This is a genomic window from Yinghuangia seranimata, from assembly GCF_029953285.1.
Lineage (GTDB): Bacteria > Actinomycetota > Actinomycetes > Streptomycetales > Streptomycetaceae > Yinghuangia > Yinghuangia seranimata.
Genome location: NZ_JASAOI010000014.1, coordinates 252648 through 270510, shown reverse-complemented (window position 1 = coordinate 270510; position 17863 = coordinate 252648). Strand labels below are relative to the sequence as shown.

At 71.0% G+C, this 17863-nt stretch carries 17 protein-coding genes; 3 read left to right on the top strand and 14 right to left on the bottom strand.

The genetic code is table 11. From position 1 onward, the window contains the following. Nucleotides 1-161: 161 nt before the first annotated feature. Together QI554_RS10880 and QI554_RS10875 are read right to left on the bottom strand one after the other, a co-directional pair. Complete coding sequence (locus QI554_RS10880) at nucleotides 162-1118, bottom strand: helix-turn-helix transcriptional regulator (RefSeq protein WP_281468567.1); 957 nt, start codon at nucleotides 1116-1118, stop codon at nucleotides 162-164. Next, nucleotides 1118-2110, bottom strand: a complete 993-nt coding sequence (locus QI554_RS10875) for a helix-turn-helix transcriptional regulator (protein ID WP_281468565.1) — start codon at nucleotides 2108-2110, stop codon at nucleotides 1118-1120. The genes QI554_RS10880 and QI554_RS10875 overlap by 1 nt, the downstream gene beginning before the upstream one ends. A 240-nt stretch (nucleotides 2111-2350) precedes the next feature. Between QI554_RS10875 and QI554_RS10870 the strand changes: the two genes are divergently transcribed. After that, a complete protein-coding gene (locus QI554_RS10870; RefSeq protein WP_281468563.1) occupies nucleotides 2351-3433 on the top strand; it encodes a DUF3866 family protein in 1083 nt (360 codons plus the stop codon). Nucleotides 3434-3552: 119 nt separating this feature from the next. Here the strand turns inward: QI554_RS10870 and QI554_RS10865 are convergent, their stop codons facing one another. From QI554_RS10865 to QI554_RS10850, 4 genes are all read right to left on the bottom strand, one after another. Beyond that, nucleotides 3553-3933, bottom strand: a complete 381-nt coding sequence (locus QI554_RS10865) for an FKBP-type peptidyl-prolyl cis-trans isomerase (protein WP_281468561.1) — start codon at nucleotides 3931-3933, stop codon at nucleotides 3553-3555. 116 nt (nucleotides 3934-4049) lie between these two features. Then, complete coding sequence (locus tag QI554_RS10860; protein ID WP_281468559.1) at nucleotides 4050-5060, bottom strand: FKBP-type peptidyl-prolyl cis-trans isomerase; 1011 nt, start codon at nucleotides 5058-5060, stop codon at nucleotides 4050-4052. 193 nt (nucleotides 5061-5253) lie between these two features. After that, nucleotides 5254-6615 carry a Pup--protein ligase gene (gene pafA / locus QI554_RS10855; protein ID WP_281468557.1) on the bottom strand — a complete coding sequence of 454 codons (1362 nt, stop codon included), beginning with the start codon at nucleotides 6613-6615 and terminating at the stop codon, nucleotides 5254-5256. 28 nt (nucleotides 6616-6643) lie between these two features. Further along, complete coding sequence (locus tag QI554_RS10850; RefSeq protein ID WP_281468555.1) at nucleotides 6644-7861, bottom strand: MFS transporter; 1218 nt, start codon at nucleotides 7859-7861, stop codon at nucleotides 6644-6646. A 335-nt stretch (nucleotides 7862-8196) separates the two neighbouring features. Between QI554_RS10850 and QI554_RS10845 the strand changes: the two genes are divergently transcribed. Next, the gene (locus tag QI554_RS10845; RefSeq protein WP_281468553.1) at nucleotides 8197-9294 is read left to right on the top strand and encodes a LacI family DNA-binding transcriptional regulator; all 1098 of its coding nucleotides are present in this window, start codon (nucleotides 8197-8199) and stop codon (nucleotides 9292-9294) included. Nucleotides 9295-9370: 76 nt separating this feature from the next. Here the strand turns inward: QI554_RS10845 and prcA are convergent, their stop codons facing one another. The 6 genes from prcA to arc form a co-directional block, all read right to left on the bottom strand. Continuing rightward, the gene (gene prcA, locus QI554_RS10840; RefSeq protein ID WP_281468551.1) at nucleotides 9371-10132 is read right to left on the bottom strand and encodes a proteasome subunit alpha; all 762 of its coding nucleotides are present in this window, start codon (nucleotides 10130-10132) and stop codon (nucleotides 9371-9373) included. Nucleotides 10133-10196: 64 nt separating this feature from the next. Further along, nucleotides 10197-11045, bottom strand: a complete 849-nt coding sequence (prcB, locus tag QI554_RS10835) for a proteasome subunit beta (protein ID WP_281468549.1) — start codon at nucleotides 11043-11045, stop codon at nucleotides 10197-10199. Continuing rightward, entirely contained in the window at nucleotides 10997-11230 is a 234-nt protein-coding gene (locus QI554_RS43375; protein WP_343230777.1) for an endonuclease VII domain-containing protein, read from the bottom strand. Before QI554_RS43375 ends, prcB begins: the two co-directional genes overlap by 49 nt. 248 nt (nucleotides 11231-11478) lie before the next feature. Further along, complete coding sequence (locus QI554_RS10825; RefSeq protein ID WP_281468547.1) at nucleotides 11479-11694, bottom strand: ubiquitin-like protein Pup; 216 nt, start codon at nucleotides 11692-11694, stop codon at nucleotides 11479-11481. A gap of 270 nt (nucleotides 11695-11964) precedes the next feature. Beyond that, nucleotides 11965-13470, bottom strand: coding sequence for a depupylase/deamidase Dop (gene dop, locus QI554_RS10820; protein ID WP_281468545.1), 1506 nt, complete (start codon nucleotides 13468-13470; stop codon nucleotides 11965-11967). Nucleotides 13471-13677: 207 nt separating this feature from the next. Next, entirely contained in the window at nucleotides 13678-15450 is a 1773-nt protein-coding gene (gene arc, locus QI554_RS10815) for a proteasome ATPase (protein ID WP_281468543.1), read from the bottom strand. 223 nt (nucleotides 15451-15673) lie between these two features. Here arc and QI554_RS10810 point away from each other — a divergent pair, with 223 nt between their 5' ends. Next, nucleotides 15674-15961, top strand: a complete 288-nt coding sequence (locus QI554_RS10810) for a ferredoxin (protein WP_281468540.1) — start codon at nucleotides 15674-15676, stop codon at nucleotides 15959-15961. Nucleotides 15962-16064: 103 nt separating this feature from the next. Here QI554_RS10810 and QI554_RS10805 read toward each other — a convergent pair whose 3' ends face one another. Then, nucleotides 16065-16856: a hypothetical protein gene (locus QI554_RS10805; protein WP_281468539.1), complete on the bottom strand. Its 792-nt coding sequence runs from the start codon at nucleotides 16854-16856 to the stop codon at nucleotides 16065-16067. Between the two features lie 117 nt (nucleotides 16857-16973). Further along, nucleotides 16974-17858: a tRNA (adenine-N1)-methyltransferase gene (locus tag QI554_RS10800; protein WP_281468537.1), complete on the bottom strand. Its 885-nt coding sequence runs from the start codon at nucleotides 17856-17858 to the stop codon at nucleotides 16974-16976. Between the last annotated feature and the right edge of the window lie 5 nt (nucleotides 17859-17863).

Below are 17863 nucleotides of genomic sequence, written 5' to 3'. Positions count from 1 at the left end.
GAGTGTGGGATCACCGGGTCCGGGTCAAGCGCCGCACGTGAGCGGGCGGTCACCGGGGGCTCCGGGACCGCCCGGCGCACGGGCGGGATCGCGGGAGTCGGCGCGGCCGACCGGGCCGAGTCTGTTGGAACGAAGGTGCCGCAGGCGCCGGACGCGTCGGGTCAGGCGGTCGCGTACGCCGCGAGCGCGGCCTCCGCCGTCCCGCGGACCTCGTCGGCCAGCTCCGGCGGGGACACCACGCGGCCGTGCTCGCCGAGCCGCAGCGCGAGCCGGCGCACCACCGACGGGTCGGGGGTGCGCAGCGTCAGCCGCAGGCCGCCGTCGGGCAGCTCCTGGAGCGCGTCGTACGGGTAGTACTCGCGCACCCAGCGGCCGCCGGGCCCGAGTTCGAGCACCACCTCGATGTCGTCGGGCGACGCCTGCACCAGGCCCTCGGCCGGGTCGAACGGGGCCACCGTCGGCGGCTCGGACGCCTCGTCCAGCAGCTCGGCGGCGACCACCCGGTCGAGCCGGAACAGCCGCCGGTCCTCGGCGGTGCGGCACCACGCCAGCAGATAGGGCCGGCCCTCGACGAGGAGCAGCCGCACCGGGTCGACGACGCGCTCGGTGACCTGGTCGCGGCGCGGCACGTAGTAGTTGAGGCGCAGCACGCGCCGCTCGGCGATGGCGCGGTCCATCGTCGCGAACGACGACTCCTCCGTCTCGAACTCGACGCTGACGTGCGCGGCGACCTCGGCCGCCTCGCCCGCCGCGTCCTCCAGCTTGGCGGTGACCCGGCCGAGCGCCTCGCGGTCGCGGTCGCGCAGACCGGACAGCCCGGCGAGGGCGCGCAGCGCGACCAGCAGGCTCAGCGCCTCGTGCGGGGCGAGCCGCACCGGGCGCACCGGCGCGTCGGCGTTGTCGAGCCAGACCCGGCCCTCGGAGTCGACGTGCGGTTCGAGGAGGTCGTCGGCCATGAAGCTGGTGCCGCACATGTGCAGCGTGCCGAGGTCCGCCTCGATCGCGTCGATGTCGTGGCCGAACGCGCGGGCCACGTCCTCAAGGCGCGCGCCGGGGCGCTCGCGCAGGTAGGCGACGAGCGACAGCAGGCGCCGGGTGTCGTCGAGTGCGTTGCTCATCAGACGTCCGTCCCCTCGTTCGCGGCGTCGACCGGCAGGCCCGCGGCGGCGCGCAGCTGGCGCACCACGGCGGTGCGCAGCTCGGGCGGGTCGACCACGACCACGTCGGGGCCGAACTCGGCGATCCAGTTGTGCAGGCCGTGCCCGTACGGGAGTTCGAGCTCGTCCCAGGCCTCGTCGAGCTGCTTGACGGCGGTCGCGCGCGCCCGCAGCGGGAAGCCGGCGCCGACCCGCACGCGGATGCGCGCCGTGCCCTCGCCGCCCTCGCCCGCGAACCGGGCGACCTGCGCGCGGATGTCGACGTTGTCGGGCACCGGGGCGCGCAGCGGCTCGCGCAGGATCTTCGGCTTCGGCTTGTCGAGCACCCGCTCAAGGCGGAAGACGCGCTGCTCCTCGCGGTCGCGCGCCCAGCCGACCAGGTACCAGCGGCCGCGCCAGCAGCTCATGCCCCACGGCTCGACGACGCGCTGGCGGGCCTCGGCGGCACCCGAGCCACGGTAGGTGAACTGCACGGGACGCCGCGTGCGCAGCGCCTCGAGGAGCGGCCCGAACGCGGACTCCCGTGCGGTCACGCGGGGTTCGACCGCCGTCAGCGGAGCGGTGTCGATCTCGACGCCGGCCGCCTTGAGCTTGTAGAGCGCCCCGGTCGCCGCGCCGGACAGCGAGGACTGCTGCCACGCCCCGGCGGCCAGCGCGAGCGCGGCCGCCTCCTCGGGGTCGAGGTCGACGGGCGGGAGCGCGTTGTGCTCGGGGCGGATGCGGTAGCCGTCGGCGGACTCGACGAGCGGGTCGTTCGCGCCGGTCTCGATCGCGAAGCCGAGCTCGCGGACGTCGTCCTTGTCCCGCTCGAACATCCGGTCGAACGCCTCGTCGGAGGTACACATGCGGTACGACTCGATCGAGGACCGCAGCTCCTCCTTCGTGACGTACCGGCGCGCGGCGAGCAGGCACATGACCAGGCTCACCAACCGCTCCTGCTTGGGGATCGCCATCCGTTCCCGCCCCTTGGGTCCACATCTCGTCACACCACGCGGCGCGCCTGCCGCGCGCATGGCCGTGCCCGCACGCGCACAGCGCGGAACAGGCGGCACGTTCCGCCCCGACCGTACCGCGTTCGCGTGTTCGGTGTCCGCCCGGTCACCGGGGCGTGGCCCCGGGGGCGGCTGGGGCGCAAGCACACGCCGGGGACGCCGGGTGGAGGGAGGCGACCAGTTCCACTAATCTCACCGACCGTGATCACGTGGCGGCGCGGTGAGGTGCTCGAAGTCCGGCGCGAGTGGCGCGGAGCCGTTGAGTTGACGGTGCGTCAGGACGGGTCGGGGGACGTCGTCCGCGCGCTCGCCTACCCCGCGCTGGTCGGCCGCCCCGAGCCCGGCGACACCGTGCTGCTCAACACCGGCGCGCTGACCCTCGGACTCGGCACCGGCGGCTACGCGATGGTCGTCGCGCTGCCCGACCGACTGCCGCCCGACCCGCCGCCGGGCCCCGGCCACCTGGTGAAGGGCCGCTACACGCCGCTGCAGGCCATCGTCCTCGGCGCCGACGAGCAGGACTCGCCCCACCACGAACTCCTGCGCGACGCCGACGACCTCGACGGCATGCCCGTCGTCGTCGCCGACCTGCACTCCGCACTGCCGGCCGTCTGCGCGGGCGTACGCGCCGAGCGCCCCGACGCCCGCGTCGCCTACGTCATGACCGACGGCGGCGCGCTCCCGTCCTGGTTCTCCATGACCGTCGCGACGCTGCGCGACACCGACTGGCTCACCGGCACCGTCACCACCGGGCAGGCCTTCGGCGGCGACCTCGAAGCCGTCACCGTGCACACCGGCCTGCTCGCCGCCCGGCACGTCCTGCGCGCCGACGTCGCCGTCGTCACCCAGGGCCCCGGCAACCTCGGCACCGACACCCGCTGGGGCTTCTCCGGCGTCGCGGCCGGCGAGGCGGTCAACGCCGTCGCCGCGCTCGGCGGCCGCGCGGTCGCCGCCCTCCGGATCTCCGACGCCGACCCGCGCGCACGCCACCGCGGCGTCTCCCACCACAGCCTCACCGCCTACGGCCGCGTCGCCCTCGCCCCCGCCGACGTCGTCGTCCCCGCACTCGACGGCCCGCTGGCCGACGAACTCGCCGCCGACGTCGCCCCGTTGCGCGACCGGCACCGCGTCGTCACCGTCCCCGTCGACGGACTCGACGCGGCCCTGCGCGCGACACCGGTCCGGCTCTCCACCATGGGGCGCGGCCTCGACGAGGACCACGCCCACTTCCTGGCCTCGGCCGCGGCGGGCCGCCACGCGGCACGCCTGCTCCCCGACACCTGACCTCGGCAGCCCACCCACACCCCGCGCCCGGCCCGACCGGCCCCGGAAACGCCGGCGGGCGGCACCCCGGCTCGTCGCCGGAGTACCGCCCGCCGTGATGCGGCCGAGCCGCGGAACGTCTAGCGCACGCCGCGCAGGTCGACGACGAAGATCAGCGTCTCGCCGGCCTTGATCAGCGGGCTCGGGCTGCGGTCGCCGTACGCCATGTGCGGCGGGATGACCAGCTTGCGGCGGCCACCGACGCGCATGCCCTGGATGCCCTGGTCCCAGCCCTGGATGACCTGGCCCCTGCCGAGGCCGAACTCCAGCGGCTGGCCGCGGTTCCAGCTCGCGTCGAACTCGTCGCCCGTGGAGAACGACACGCCGACGTAGTCGGCCTTGACGGTGTGGCCGGCCTTGGCCTCCTCGCCGTCGCCCACCACGATGTCGGTGATCTCCAGCTCCTTGGGCGGCGCGCCCTCGGGGAAGTCGATCTCGGGCCGCTCGTTCGTGTTGCTCATCGGGTACCGCTCCTTGCTGTCTGAACACTGCCGACGGACACTCTGTCAGCCCAGCGCGGCCCATGTGCCGCGCCCCGCCGCGCGGGACCGGGAAAACCCGGCCCCGCGACGCCGGATCAGCTACCGCTGCCGCTGCCCGCCTGGCCCGCCGGAATCGCCTGGACCACGTCGATCACTATCACCAGCGTGGCGTTCGCCGGGATGTTGTACTGCGGCGCGCCCGCCGCGCCGAACGCCTTGTCCGGCGGGATCACGAGCATCACGCGGCTGCCGACCTTCTTACCCGCGAGACCCTCGGCGATGCTCTTCCCGAGCGTCGAGTTCGCCTGCGCCGCCGAGAACTCGGTCACGCCGCTGGTCGTCCAGCTCGAACCGAGGCCCTTCGGGTCGCCCCACACCCACTGCACGACCTGGTGCACCAGCGTGTCGGTCGGGGTGATCGCCGCGCCGCCGCCCTCGATCAGCACCTGCGAGACCATCTGCGCCGGCGGGTTCTTGCCCGCCGGGAACGTGATGCCGCTGACCTTCGGGCCGTCGGTCGTCAGCGTCGGCAGGTCCGGGTTCGCCGGCGCCGGGGTGCCGCTCGCGTAGCCCGGGGTGTCGCTGACGATGTCGACGATGAAGACCAGGGTCTCGTTCGCCTTGATGTCGTCGCCCTTGCCGGCCGCGCCGTAGCCCAGGTCCGGCGGGATGACCAGCTGCACGCGGCTGCCGACCTTCTTGCCCTCCAGGCCCTGCGTCCAGCCCTTGACGACGCCCAGCAGCGGGAACTCCGCGGGCTGACCGCGGTCGAAGGAGCTGTCGAACACCTTCTTGGTGCTCCACGAGACGCCCTCGTAGTTCGCCTTGACGATGTCGTACTTGGTGACCACCGGGCCGGTTCCCTCGGTGAGCACCGTGGTCTGCAGCCCGGCGGGCGCGGCGCCGTCCGGCACCGCGATGGTCGGCGGCTGGTTGAACGCCGCGTTCGCGGTGACCGCGCCGGTGGTGCTCGCGGGCACGACGCGCGCGGGCTTGGTGGGGCTGGGCGAAGCTGAGCTCTTCTTGTCACCCTTGCCGTCACCGCACGCGGCGGCACCGACCATCAGGGCGGGAACAAGAAGCAGCGCGGCGAAACGACGTCGCACGGTATTCCTCTGCAAGAGCCGACAAGGACCCGGACACTCTACGGGCAACCCGAGTCGGAATCGTGTGAAGACGAAACCTCACTTCGCTCCGTACCCGACCGTAACGTCACGCGGCGTGACCGCTTGTGCGATCACGCCGCGTGCCGCCGGCTCCGCCGCGCTGTACGCGCGCCGCGTCCGCGCCACCTCCGCGCTACATGCTGGCGATCAGCTTCTCCACCCGGTCGTCGACCGCGCGGAACGGGTCCTTGCACAGCACGGTGCGCTGCGCCTGGTCGTTGAGCTTGAGGTGCACCCAGTCGACGGTGAAGTCCCGCCGCTGCTCCTGCGCCTTCTTGATGAACTCGCCGCGCAGCCGGGCCCGCGTGGTCTGCGGCGGCACCGACTTCGCCTCGAAGATCTTGACGTCCTGCCCGATCCGCTCGACCTGCCCGCGCCGCTCCATCAGGTAGTACAGCCCGCGGCGCCGGTGGATGTCGTGGTACGCCAGGTCGATCTGCGCGACGCGCGGCGACGCCATCGGCAGGTTGTGCTTCGCCCGGTACCGCTCGATCAGCTGGTACTTGATGACCCAGTCGATCTCCCGGCCCACCAGGTCGAGGTTCCCGGTCTGCACCGCGGTGAGCGTGCGCTCCCACAGGTCGAGGACCTGCTGCACGGTGCCGGTGCGGATGCCCCGCCGGTCGGCGAAGTCCATCGCCTTGGTGAGGTACTCCAGCTGGATCTCCAGCGCGGACGCCTCCCGGCCGTTGGCCAGCCGCACCTTCCGCTGCCCGGTCATGTCGTGGCTCACCTCGCGGATCGCCCGGATCGGGTTCTCCAGCGTGAGGTCGCGCATGACCATGCCGGCCTCGATCATGCGCAGCACCAGGTCGGTCGCGCCGACCTTCAGCATCGTCGTCGGCTCGGCCATGTTCGAGTCGCCGACGATCACGTGCAGGCGCCGGTACCGCTCGGCGTCCGCGTGCGGTTCGTCGCGGGTGTTGATTATCGGGCGGGAGCGCGTGGTCGCTGAGCTCACGCCCTCCCAGATGTGCTCGGCGCGCTGGCTCACGCAGTACACCGCGCCGCGCGGCGTCTGGAGCACCTTGCCCGCGCCGCACAGCATCTGACGGGTCACCAGGAACGGGATGAGGATGTCGGCCAGCCGGGAGAACTCGCCGTGCCGGGCCACGAGGTAGTTCTCGTGGCAGCCGTACGAGTTGCCCGCTGAGTCGGTGTTGTTCTTGAACAGGTAGACGTCGCCGGCGATGCCCTCCTCGTGGAGACGCCGCTCGGCGTCCACCAGCAGGCCCTCAAGGATCCGTTCGCCGGCCTTGTCGTGCACGACGAGCTCGGGAACGGAATCGCATTCCGGCGTGGCGTATTCGGGGTGGCTGCCCACATCCAGGTACAGCCTGGCCCCGTTGCGTAGGAAGACGTTGCTGCTTCGGCCCCACGAGACGACTCTGCGGAACAGGTACCGCGCCACCTCGTCCGGGGACAGCCTGCGCTGTCCACGGAACGTGCACGTGACGCCGTACTCGTTCTCGAGCCCGAAGATTCGGCGGTCCATGAACCAACATTACGCCGCTGATGTGGTGTTACGGCACCAACTCGCGGGCGTTGGTCTCGTCGGAGTGGATCACAGCCGGAACAAGTTTGCGGCGGCCCGCGAACAGGTAGGCAAGACCAAGGGCCGCACCCACTCCGGCCACCGCGAACGCGCCGCGCACTCCCCCGACTTCGCCCGCGAAGCCGGCGACCGCGGTACCCACCGCGGCACCCGTCCCCATGGCCGCCACGATCCACGCGAACGCCTCTGTGACCGTGCCGGTCGGCGCGAGCTCGTCGACCAGGGTGAACGCGCAGGCGATAGTGGGTGCGAGGAACAGCCCGGACACCACGGCGAGCACCAGCATGACCCCCGGCGCAGGCGCCCACACCAGCGGCAGGTAACCCACCGTCAGGGCGCCCAGCAGCCACGGGAGTCGCTCCCGCGCGGGACGCGCCCACCGGCGCGCGCCGTGCACCACACCGCCGATGAACGCGCCGGTGGACATCGCCGCCATGACCGCGCCCGCCCACACCGCCCGGCCGTGCTCGTCCGCGTACGCGACGGCCGCGACGTTGATGACGCCGAGCGCGGTGCCGGTCAGCGTGAGCGCGATCAGCAGCACCCGCAGCCCCGGCGCGCGCAGGGGGCCCGCCCAGTGCGGCGTGTGCGCGGCACCGCGCCACGCGCGGGACGGCCTCGAGGTGGCGACCACCAGGGTTCCGACGATGCCGAGCACGCCGGTCACGACCACGGCGGCGGCCTCCGAGAAGGCCGCGGTGACGAGCACGACGATCATCGGGCCGACGGTGAAGAGGATCTCCTGCGAGGCGGCGTCCAACGCGTACGCGGCGTGGATCTGGTCGGGGCGCAGCACGGTCGGCCACAGCGCCCGCAGCCCCGACTCCAGCGGCGGCGTCGCGAACCCGGCCACCAGCACGGCCGCCAGCGCAACGGGGAGCGGGTCGACGCCGACGACGGCGAACAGCGCGTACCCGAGCGCCGAGACGACCGCCCCGCCGATCAGCACGGCGGTCTGGCCGCCCGCCCGCCGGTCCGTCCACCGCCCCAGCGCGGGCTGCCCGAGCGCGGTCGCCAGCCCGGACAGCGCGGACAGCGCGCCCGCGACGCCGTAGCTCGCCCCGTCGGCGCGGGCGAGCAGCAGGATCGCGAGCGCGCCCATGCCGTTCGGCAGCCGCCCGAGCAGCGTGCCGCCGAGCAGCCGCGCCGCGTAGCGGGCGCGGAAGAGGTCCGCGTATATGCGCATGGGCTCGACTCTCCGCGACGTCATACGTATGACTGACCGTCCCAGTGTCCCCGCCATGCGACCAAAGAGCAACCCAGCCGGCATGCGATGGGAGCGGTGCCTGAGGACGACCCGCCACTCGCGCCTGGCCCGGCGCGCGGGGCCGCGGGCAACACCGCGGGGCGGGCGGTGGCACGCGGCAAGGTCCGCAGGCAGCCGATCGGGCGCTCCGCCGGGCCGGCGTGACACGGCACACCACGGACACCGGCCGCCCCTCCACCACGACGCCGACCCCACCGCTTACAGTGGCGAAAGGCATCGACCGACCGGGCCCGACCGTCTTCTCCACCACCCCGATGCCCGCACGCACGAAGGGAACGCCGCACGTGTCCCCGACCGGCACCCCCGCGGACGACCAGGCCGCCGACCCCCGATCCGGCCGCCCCACCAGCAAGGACGTCGCCAAACTCGCCGGGGTCTCGCAGTCCACCGTCTCCCTCGTGCACGCCGGCAAATGGCCCGGACGCGTCTCCGAACGCACCGTGCGCGCCGTCAACGAGGCCAGCGCCGCCCTCGGCTACCGGCCCAACCAGGCCGCCCGCCACCTCCGACTCGGCACGACCCGCACCGTCCTCCTCGTGGTGCCGGCCCTCACCAACCCGTTCTTCGGCGCCGTCCACACGGGCGCGTCCCACGCCGCCGCCGCACGCGACTTCTCCGTCGTCGTCTACCCGTCACCGGTCGCGGCCGGCGCCGAACGCACGCCCGTCGCCAGCCCGTTCGCCGCCGCCCACACGGCACTGGACGGCGTCCTGGCGTCCTCGACCGCCGTGGAAACCCTCTCCGACCTCCTGGGCACGGCCGGACCCGGCGCGGGGCTCCCCCTCGTCATGCTCGACAGCCAGCCGGGCGCGGGCGCCCCCACCGCCAACATCGCGATCGCCGACGGCATGTCCGCACTCACCACGCACCTGCTCGGCCTCGGCCACCGCCGCGTCGCGCGCCTGTGCGCCGAGATCGACAGCTGGACGTTCGCCAGCCGCGAGGCCGCCTTCCGCGACGCCGTCCGCGCCGTCGCCGGCACCGAGACCGACCACGCCCGCACCCCGCTGACGATCCCCGACGCCACCGCCGCCGCACTCACCCTGCTGGACGGCCCCACACCGCCCACCGCCCTGGTCTGCGACGACGACGTCCTCGCGGTCGGCGCCTACAAGGCCGCCCGCGCCCGCGGCCTGCGCATTCCCGAGGACCTGTCCGTCACCGGCATCGGCGACGTCGCCTTCGCGACCGTCCTCGAACCGGAGCTCACCACCGTGAGCCTCCCCGCCCACGAGCTCGGCGAGGCCGGCATGAGCGCCCTCCTCGACCTCCTGGACGGCCGCAGCCCGGACGACGTCTCCCTGCCCGCCGAACTCCTCCTGCGCGACTCCACGGCCCCGCCACGCGCCTGACGCCCCCACACACGGGACGGGCCCGCCCCCTTCGAAGGGGGCGGGCCCGTGGCGTCCGCTGAACCTGACCGCCGGCTCACTCGGCCGACGAATCGCCGTCCTCCGCGTCGGACTCCGCCTCCACGCCGGCCGCCGTCGCGCCCTCGCCCAACAGACGGGCCAACTGCGTGCCGACGATCCGCTTGAACTTGCGGTCCTGGGTCCGCGTCCGGTCCAACACGGCGACCTCGAGCTGCGCCGCGGTGATCGTCCGCTTCTCCCCGCTGCCGTCCCGGCCCAGCACGTCGACCGCCACCCGCAGCGCCTCGCCCAGCGGCAGCCCCTCACGGTGCGTGCGCTTGAGCTGCTCGGTGATCTGGTCGGCGTTGCCGCCCATCGCGACGTAGTGCTGCTCGTCGGCGATCGAACCGTCGTACGTCAGCCGGTAGATCTGGTCGTCGCCCGGCGCCGCGCCGACCTCCGCCACGATCAGCTCGACCTCGTACGGCTTCTCGCCGCCGCTGGAGAAGATCGTGCCCAGCGTCTGCGCGTACACGTTCGCCAGGCCGCGGGCCGTGACGTCGTGCCGCGCGTAGGAGTAGCCGCGGATGTCGGCGTACCGCACGCCGCCGATCCGCAGGTTCTCGAACTCGTTGTACTTGCCGACCGCCGCGAACGCGATGCGGTCGTAGATCTCGCTCATCTTGTGCAGGGCCCGCGACGGGTTCTCCGCCACGAACAGGATGCCGTCCGCGTACGTCAGAACGACCACGCTGCGGCCTCGGGCGATGCCCTTGCGGGCGTAGTCGGCCCGGTCCGCCATGGCCTGCTGCGGCGACACATAGAAAGGCGTCGTCACCGTGGAGTCCTTTGCTGAGAGAGGATCAAAACTCGCCGACCGTCCAATGAGCCGTCGAAAAAGGTCAGTTCAGGGGCGCGTTCGGGCCGTCGGGACGCACCAGGCGGGCGTCCACGATCGTCCGGACGACCGCGCCGACCTGCTCGTCGGTCCACCGGCTCAGGCCCTCGTCGGTCACGACGGTCACGATCGGGAAGATCTTGCGGGACAGGTCAGGGCCGCCGGTCGCCGAGTCGTCGTCGGCGGCGTCGTACAGCGCCTGGACGCAGACCGTGACCGCCTGGTCGGCGTTGAGGTCGTCGCGGTAGAGCTTCTTGAGCGCGCCGCGCGCGAACAGCGAGCCGGAGCCGACCGACGTGTACCCCTGCTGCTCGTCGGAACGGCCGCCGGTGATGTCGTAGCTGTAGATCCGGCCGACACCCGCGTCGAGGTCGTACCCGGCGAACAGCGGCACCACGGCCAGACCCTGCATCGCCATCGGCAGGTTGCCCCGGATCATCTGCGTGAGCCGGTTCGCCTTGCCCTCGAGGGACATCGTGGTGCCCTCGATCTTCTCGTAGTGCTCCAGTTCGACCTGGAAGAGCTTCACCATCTCCACCGCGAGGCCCGCGGTGCCGGCGATACCGACACAGCTGTACTCGTCGGCGGGGAACACCTTCTCGATGTCCCGCTGCGCGATGAGGTTCCCCATCGTCGCGCGGCGGTCGCCGGCCATCACGACACCGCCGGGGAACGTCACGGCCACGATCGTCGTGCCGTGCGGCGCCTCGACCGTCACCGGCGTTGCGGGCAGCCCCCGCCGCGACGGCAGCAGCTCCGGCTGGTAGTCCGCGAGGAACTCGGTGAACGAGGACGACCCGGGGGTCAGGAAGGCAGCCGGTAGACGCCCGGTGCCACGCGTGTTGGCTTCCACACGATCCCTTCCAAGTAGGCGGCGGCCCGGCGGAGCGCGTCGGGTCGATCCTTGAAATGCCCAAGGGCGGCATTGCAGTTGAAGCAGAGTACGGCTCGGACCCTACCGGTTTCGTGATCGTGATCCACGTGTTCGGCGCGTGCCACGAGGCAGATCGCACAGCGCCCGACCTGGTCGTACAGCATCTGCTGAATGCGGCTTGACGGCGCCGCCCCCGGGGCAACGCTCGTACCCCGGGGGCACCACCGGCTTCGACAGCTTCTTCGCTTCACGACGAGCCTTGACATAAGCCCGGGCGTAAACGGCCTGACAGTCACGGCAATAAATCCGCAGGCCGTCTTTCATGTAGTTATGCGTCGCGAATTCTTCGCGAGAAAGAAGCCGGTGGCGCTTGGAGTATTTCTTTTCCGAGGGCAAATCGGACATTTGGTGACTATTCGCCACCCTTCTGGACAAATCCGCGCACGAAGTCCTCCGCGTTCTCCTCAAGGACCTCGTCAATTTCGTCGAGCACCGCATCGACGTCATCGGTCAGCTTTTCCTGGCGTTCCTGCAGGTCGGAGGAACCCTGCGCCTCGGTCGATTCTTCTTCGATTTCTTCCGAGCGCTTATTGGCCCGAGCCTGTCCGCCGTTGTCCTTCGTGGCCATTCGACTCACCCCGCCTTTTCGTCTCGGTCCTTTGCAGGACGACCAAGCCCACCGCGGTCCGGTCAACGGGCCGTGCGGGCCAGGTGATCAGACACTACAAGCGTAGGGCGCAGGGTGTTCCCCTTCACGGGAATTCCCTGCGTCACACCGCGGGTGCGGTGCCTCCACCGGCTTCTTCCCCCACACGGGTGTGGTTCACCCATCCGCGAGCCCGTTCACCTGCCCGCGAACACCGGTTTCACCTTGTTGGATGATCATGGACGGCGCAGGTCAGCCCCCGGTCAGCGCGGCGACCAGCTCCTCGGCCGTGCGGCAGCGGTCCAGCAGCTCCTTGACGTGCGCCTTGGTGCCGCGCAGGGGCTCCAGGGTGGGGACCCGCTGGAGCGAGTCGTGGCCGGGCACGTCGAAGATCACCGAGTCCCAGGAGGCCGCGGCTACCTCATCGGCGTACTGTTCCAGGCAGCGGCCCCGGAAGTAGGCGCGGGTGTCCTCCGGAGGGAGGTGCGCGGCCCGCTGGACCTCGGTCTCGGTGGAGATCCGCTCGAAGCGGTTCTCCAGGCGGTTGTAGAGGCCCTTGTCGGGGCGTACGTCGGCGTACTGAAGGTCGACGAGGTGCAGCCGGGGGGCGTCCCAGTCGAGCCCGTCGCGCTGCCGGTAGCCCTCGAGGATCTGGAGCTTGGCGACCCAGTCCAGTTCGCGCGAGAGCGACATGGGGTCGGTCTCCAGGCGGGTGAGGACGGACTCCCAGCGGTCCAGCACGTCCGTCGTGGTGGCGTCCACGTCGGTGCCGAAGCGGTCCTCGACGTATTTGCGGGCCAGCTCGAGGTACTCCATCTGCAGCTGGACCGCGGTGAGCTTGCGGCCGCCGCGCAGGGTGACCAGGTGCTTCAGGGACGCGTCGTGCGAGACCTGGTGCAGGGTGCGCACCGGCTGGTCGACGGTGAGGTCGTGGGTGATGAACCGGTCCTCGATCATCGACAGCACCAGGGCGGTGGTGCCGAGCTTGAGGTAGGTGGACACCTCGGACAGGTTGGCGTCGCCGATGATGACGTGCAGGCGCCGGTACTTCTCGGCGTCGGCGTGGGGTTCGTCGCGGGTGTTGATGATCGGCCGCTTGAGCGTCGTCTCGAGGCCGACCTCGACCTCGAAGTAGTCGGCGCGCTGGCTGATCTGGAAGCCGTGCGCGGAGCCGTCCTGGCCGATGCCGACGCGGCCGGCGCCGCAGACCACCTGGCGCGAGACGAAGAACGGCGTCAGGTGCCGCACGATGTCCGCGAACGGGGTGGCGCGCTGCATCAGGTAGTTCTCGTGGCAGCCGTAGCTGGCGCCCTTGTTGTCGGTGTTGTTCTTGTACAGCAGGATCTGCTGGCCGCCGGGGACTTCGCCGGCGCGTCGGGCGGCCTCGGCCATGATGCGCTCGCCGGCCTTGTCCCAGATGACGGCGTCGCGGGGGTTGGTGGTCTCGGGGGCGGAGTACTCGGGGTGCGCGTGGTCGACGTACAGGCGTGCGCCGTTGGTGAGGATGACGTTGGCGAGGCCGACGTCCTCGTCGGTCAGCTGGCTGGCGTCGGCGAGTTCGCGCGCGAGGTCGAAGCCGCGGGCGTCGCGCAGCGGGTTCTCCTCCTCGAAGTCCCAACGCGCGCGCCGGGCGCGCTGCATCGCGGCGGCGTACGCGTTGACGACCTGAGACGACGTCAGCATCGCGTTGGCGCCGGGATGTCCCGGCACGGAGATCCCGTATTCGGTCTCGATGCCCATCACGCGCTGGACGGTCATGCGACCCCCTTATCCCTTGCCCGGCCGGCTGAGCTCCCGCGGCGGGCCGCGGGGGCGTCGTTCACCGACGTGTAGCCGGTCGGGTGCACCCTGGTCATATATCGAGCCTATTGCCGTTGGTGGGTGGTGTGGATACGGCCGGGACGATTGGTCCCGACAGACACGCCGCCGCGGCCCACAGCAACGTGTGGGCCGCGGCGGCAGGTGTCACAGGTACTGTCCGGTGTTGGCGACCGTGTCGATGGAGCGTCCGGCGTCGGATCCCTGCTTGCCCGTGACGAGCGTGCGGATGTAGACGATCCGCTCGCCCTTCTTGCCGGAGATCCGGGCCCAGTCGTCGGGGTTGGTGGTGTTGGGCAGGTCCTCGTTCTCCTTGAACTCGTCCACACAGGCGGCGAGGAGGTGCGAGACGCGGATGCCCTTGTGGCCCAGCTCGAGGAAGTCCTTGATGGCCATCTTCTTGGCGCGGCCGACGATGTTCTCGATCATGGCGCCGGAGTTGAAGTCCTTGAAGTACAAGGTCTCCTTGTCGCCGTTGGCGTACGTGACCTCGAGGAAGCGGTTCTCCTCGGACTCGGCGTACATCCGCTCGACGGCCCGCTGGATCATGTTGGCGACGGTGGTGGCCTTGTCCTCGCTGTGTTCCTTCAGGTCGTCCTCGTGGAGCGGGAGGTTGGCCGTCAGGTACTTGGCGAAGATGTCCTTGGCCGCCTCGGCGTCCGGACGCTCGATCTTGATCTTCACGTCCAGTCGGCCCGGGCGCAGGATCGCCGGGTCGATCATGTCCTCGCGGTTCGAGGCGCCGATGACGATGACGTTCTCCAGGCCCTCCACGCCGTCGATCTCGGAGAGCAGCTGCGGGACGATGGTGTTCTCCACGTCCGAGCTGACGCCCGAGCCCCGGGTGCGGAACAGCGAGTCCATCTCGTCGAAGAAGACGATGACGGGGGTTCCCTCGCTGGCCTTTTCGCGCGCCCGCTGGAAGACCAGGCGGATGTGCCGCTCGGTCTCACCGACGTACTTGTTGAGCAGCTCGGGGCCCTTGATGTTGAGGAAGTAGCTCTTGCCCTGTTCGCCGTTGCCGCCCTTGGCCTCGGCGACCTTCTTGGCGAGCGAGTTGGCGACCGCCTTGGCGATGAGCGTCTTTCCGCATCCGGGGGGCCCGTAGAGCAGGATGCCCTTGGGGGGTCGGAGTTCGTGCTCCTTGAACAGATCCGGGTGGAGGTACGGCAGTTCGACAGCGTCGCGGATCAGCTCGATCTGGTTTCGCAGACCGCCGATCTTGGTGTAGTCGATGTCCGGCACCTCTTCGAGGACCAGTTCCTCGACCTCGCTCTTGGGGACGCGTTCGTACACGTACCCGGAGCGCGGTTCGAGGAGCAGGGAGTCCCCCGCCCGGAGCGGTCCGTCGAGCAGCGGTTCGGCGAGGCGCACCACGCGCTCCTCGTCGGTGTGCCCGATGACCAGGGCGCGTTCGCCGTCTTCGAGGAGTTCCTTGAGCATCACGACATCGCCGATCCGCTCGAACTCCATGGCGTCGACCACGTTGAGCGCCTCGTTGAGCATGACCTCCTGGCCACGCTGGAGGTCGTCGAGGTCGAGGTTGGGGCTGACGTTCACGCGGAGCTTGCGGCCTCCGGTGAAGATGTCCGCCGTGCCGTCATCGTTTGCGTTCAGGAATACGCCGAATCCGGAAGGTGGCTGCGCGAGCCTGTCCACCTCCTCCTTGAGGGCCACGATCTGATCGCGGGCCTCTCGGAGCGTCGCCACCAGCCGCTCGTTCTGTGTGGTCAGACCTGCGAGGCTGGTCTGGAGCTCGACAATGCGCTCCTCCAGCATCCTCGTCTGACGCGGCGAGTCGGCGAGCTTGCGACGCAGGACGGCGACTTCCTGCTCAAGAAAGGACACCTGGCTCATGAGGTCGTCCGTACCCCGAGCCGGCCTCCCGCCACGGTTCATGTCGTCGTCGTGGGCTGCCACGGTCCTCACCTCCTCCTGGGAGCTGCGACGTCTCCGACCCTACCTGTGGCAGGAGGGGTTGAAACCCCTTGATCAAAAGACGATGCGGGCGTGTCCGATCTTCACCCTTGCGATTGCCCCCACTGTTGTGTGGTCCAGATACCCACCCGACAACATCAAGAAGCCGTCGGGGGTAGGGTCTCTTGGTCGGATCCCGGTACGAAACGGTGAAGTGCGAGGCTCGATGTCCGCCGAGAATGAACCTCTTGAGGTGTGGATCGACCAGGATCTTTGCACCGGTGACGGAATCTGCGTGCAGTTCGCCCGCGAAGTGTTCGAGCTGGACATCGACGGTCTCGCCTACGTGAAGGGCGACGACGACGAGCTGCGCACCGATCCGGGGGCGGCGGTTCCGGTTCCGGTTCCGCTCCTGGTGGAAGTGATCGACGCCACACGCAAGTGTCCTGGCGAGTGCATTCACATGCGGCGTGTTTCGGATGGCGTCGAGGTCTACGGGCCGGACGCGGTCTGACCCGGGACGGCGCCTGACGGGGCGCCAGACTCCGTATGGGTGACCTGGGTTGGCTGTTCGGGCCGGTTGCGGCGGACGGCGGGTCCGGGAGGTCTGCGGGGGTCTACGGGGTCAGGACGCGGGTCTCGGTGACGTCGGGGCTGCTGCGCGGCACCAGGTCGGACGACCAGCCCAGCAGCTCCGCGGTGATCTTGCCGTCCGCGGTGGCCGTGAGCGAGCGCACGACGCGGTCGGCCGTGGTGTCGAGGAGCGTACGGGTGGGCGTGGGGGTTCCGTCCGCGCCCAGGGTGTACCCGTAGAGGGCGTCAGGGGCGGTTCCTGAGCCCGCAACGCAGTGGACCTGGACGACATACCGTCCCCCGGCCTCCGGGGGCACGGGAAGGGCTTTGACGACCTCCACGGGGCCGCCGCCGCAGTCGATCGGGTACTGCAGCGCGCCCCAGTCGGGGGCGGCCGGCGGACGGTCGCTGCCGCGGCCGGTCTGCGGGGTGGTGGCGCGCGGGCCGGGGGCCGGTTCGGCGGGGCCGCCGGGCGGCTGTGTGCCGGGCTCCGCGGGGTGTCCGGTGCGCTCGGACACGGGGATGATCGGGGCCTCGCGGTGGCCGTTGGCGGGCGAGGTTATGCCGGGGACGCCGCCGTCGAAGCGGGACGCCGTCCATATGGCGACGCCGCAGACGCCGGTGAAGGCGAGCAGGCAGGCTGCGGTCGCCAGGACGACGGAGTTCTTCACGTCGGGCTTGGGGACGCGGGGCTGCTCGGCGACGATCCGGACCAGTTCGGTCGACTCCGACGCCGGTTCCGATGCCGATTCTGAGGCCGGTTCCGGCGCGGGCTCGACCGCCGTGGGGTCCGGGTCGGGACCTGCGACTTCCGACGCGTTGTGTTCATCCGCCACGGACGGCCACGTTAGTGGGCCGGCGGCGCCCGGAAAAGGGTCCGGGGCGGCTCCGCTCGCACGAGCGGGGCCGCCCCGGGGACGAATCGGGTGGTGACCGGACAGGGTCGGACGGGGTCAGACCTCGGGGGCCTCGTAGTCCTCGCTGTCGTAGCCCTTGGAGGGGCGGCGGCGGCGCATGGGGGCGTCGACGCCGTCGGCCATGCGGCGGGCGGTCACCAGGAAGCCGGTGTGCCCGATCATGCGGTGGTCGGGGCGTACCGCGAGACCCTCGACGTGCCACGTGCGCACCATCGACTCCCAGGACTGGGGCTCGGTGAAGCAGCGCATGGCGCGCATGGTCTCGACGGTGCGGGCCAGCTGGGTGGTGGTGGCCACGTAGCAGCACACCAGGCCGCCGGGGACGAGTGCCTTGTGGACCGCCTCGAGGCACTCCCAGGGAGCGAGCATGTCGAGGATGACGCGGTCGACGTCGGTCTCGACGAGGTTGTCCTGGAGGTCGCCCACGGTGAGCTTCCACGCGGGGTGCGGGCCGCCGAAGTAGCGCTCGACGTTCTTCTTCGCGATGTCCGCGAAGTCCTGGCGTCGTTCGTACGACGACAGCTGCCCCTGGTCGCCGACGGCGCGCAGCAGGAAGGTGCTGAGCGCGCCGGAGCCGACGCCGGCCTCGACGACGCGGGCGCCGGCGAAGATGTCGGCCATCGCGATGATCTGCCCCGCGTCCTTGGGGTAGATCACCGCCGCACCGCGGGGCATGGACAGGACGAAGTCGGGGAGCAGAGGCCGCAGCGCCAGGTAGTCGAAGTTCCCGGAGGACCGCACAACGGTGCCCTCAGGGGCGCCGATGAGTTCGTCGTGGGGGAACGAACCCTTGTGGGTGTGGAAGGCCTTGCCCGCTTCGAGGGTGAAGGTGTGGTGACGGCCCTTGGGGTCGGTGAGCTGCACTTGGTCCCCGACCTGGAAAGGCCCGCGACGACGGGCGGCACCGGTCGGTTCAGACATGCGGA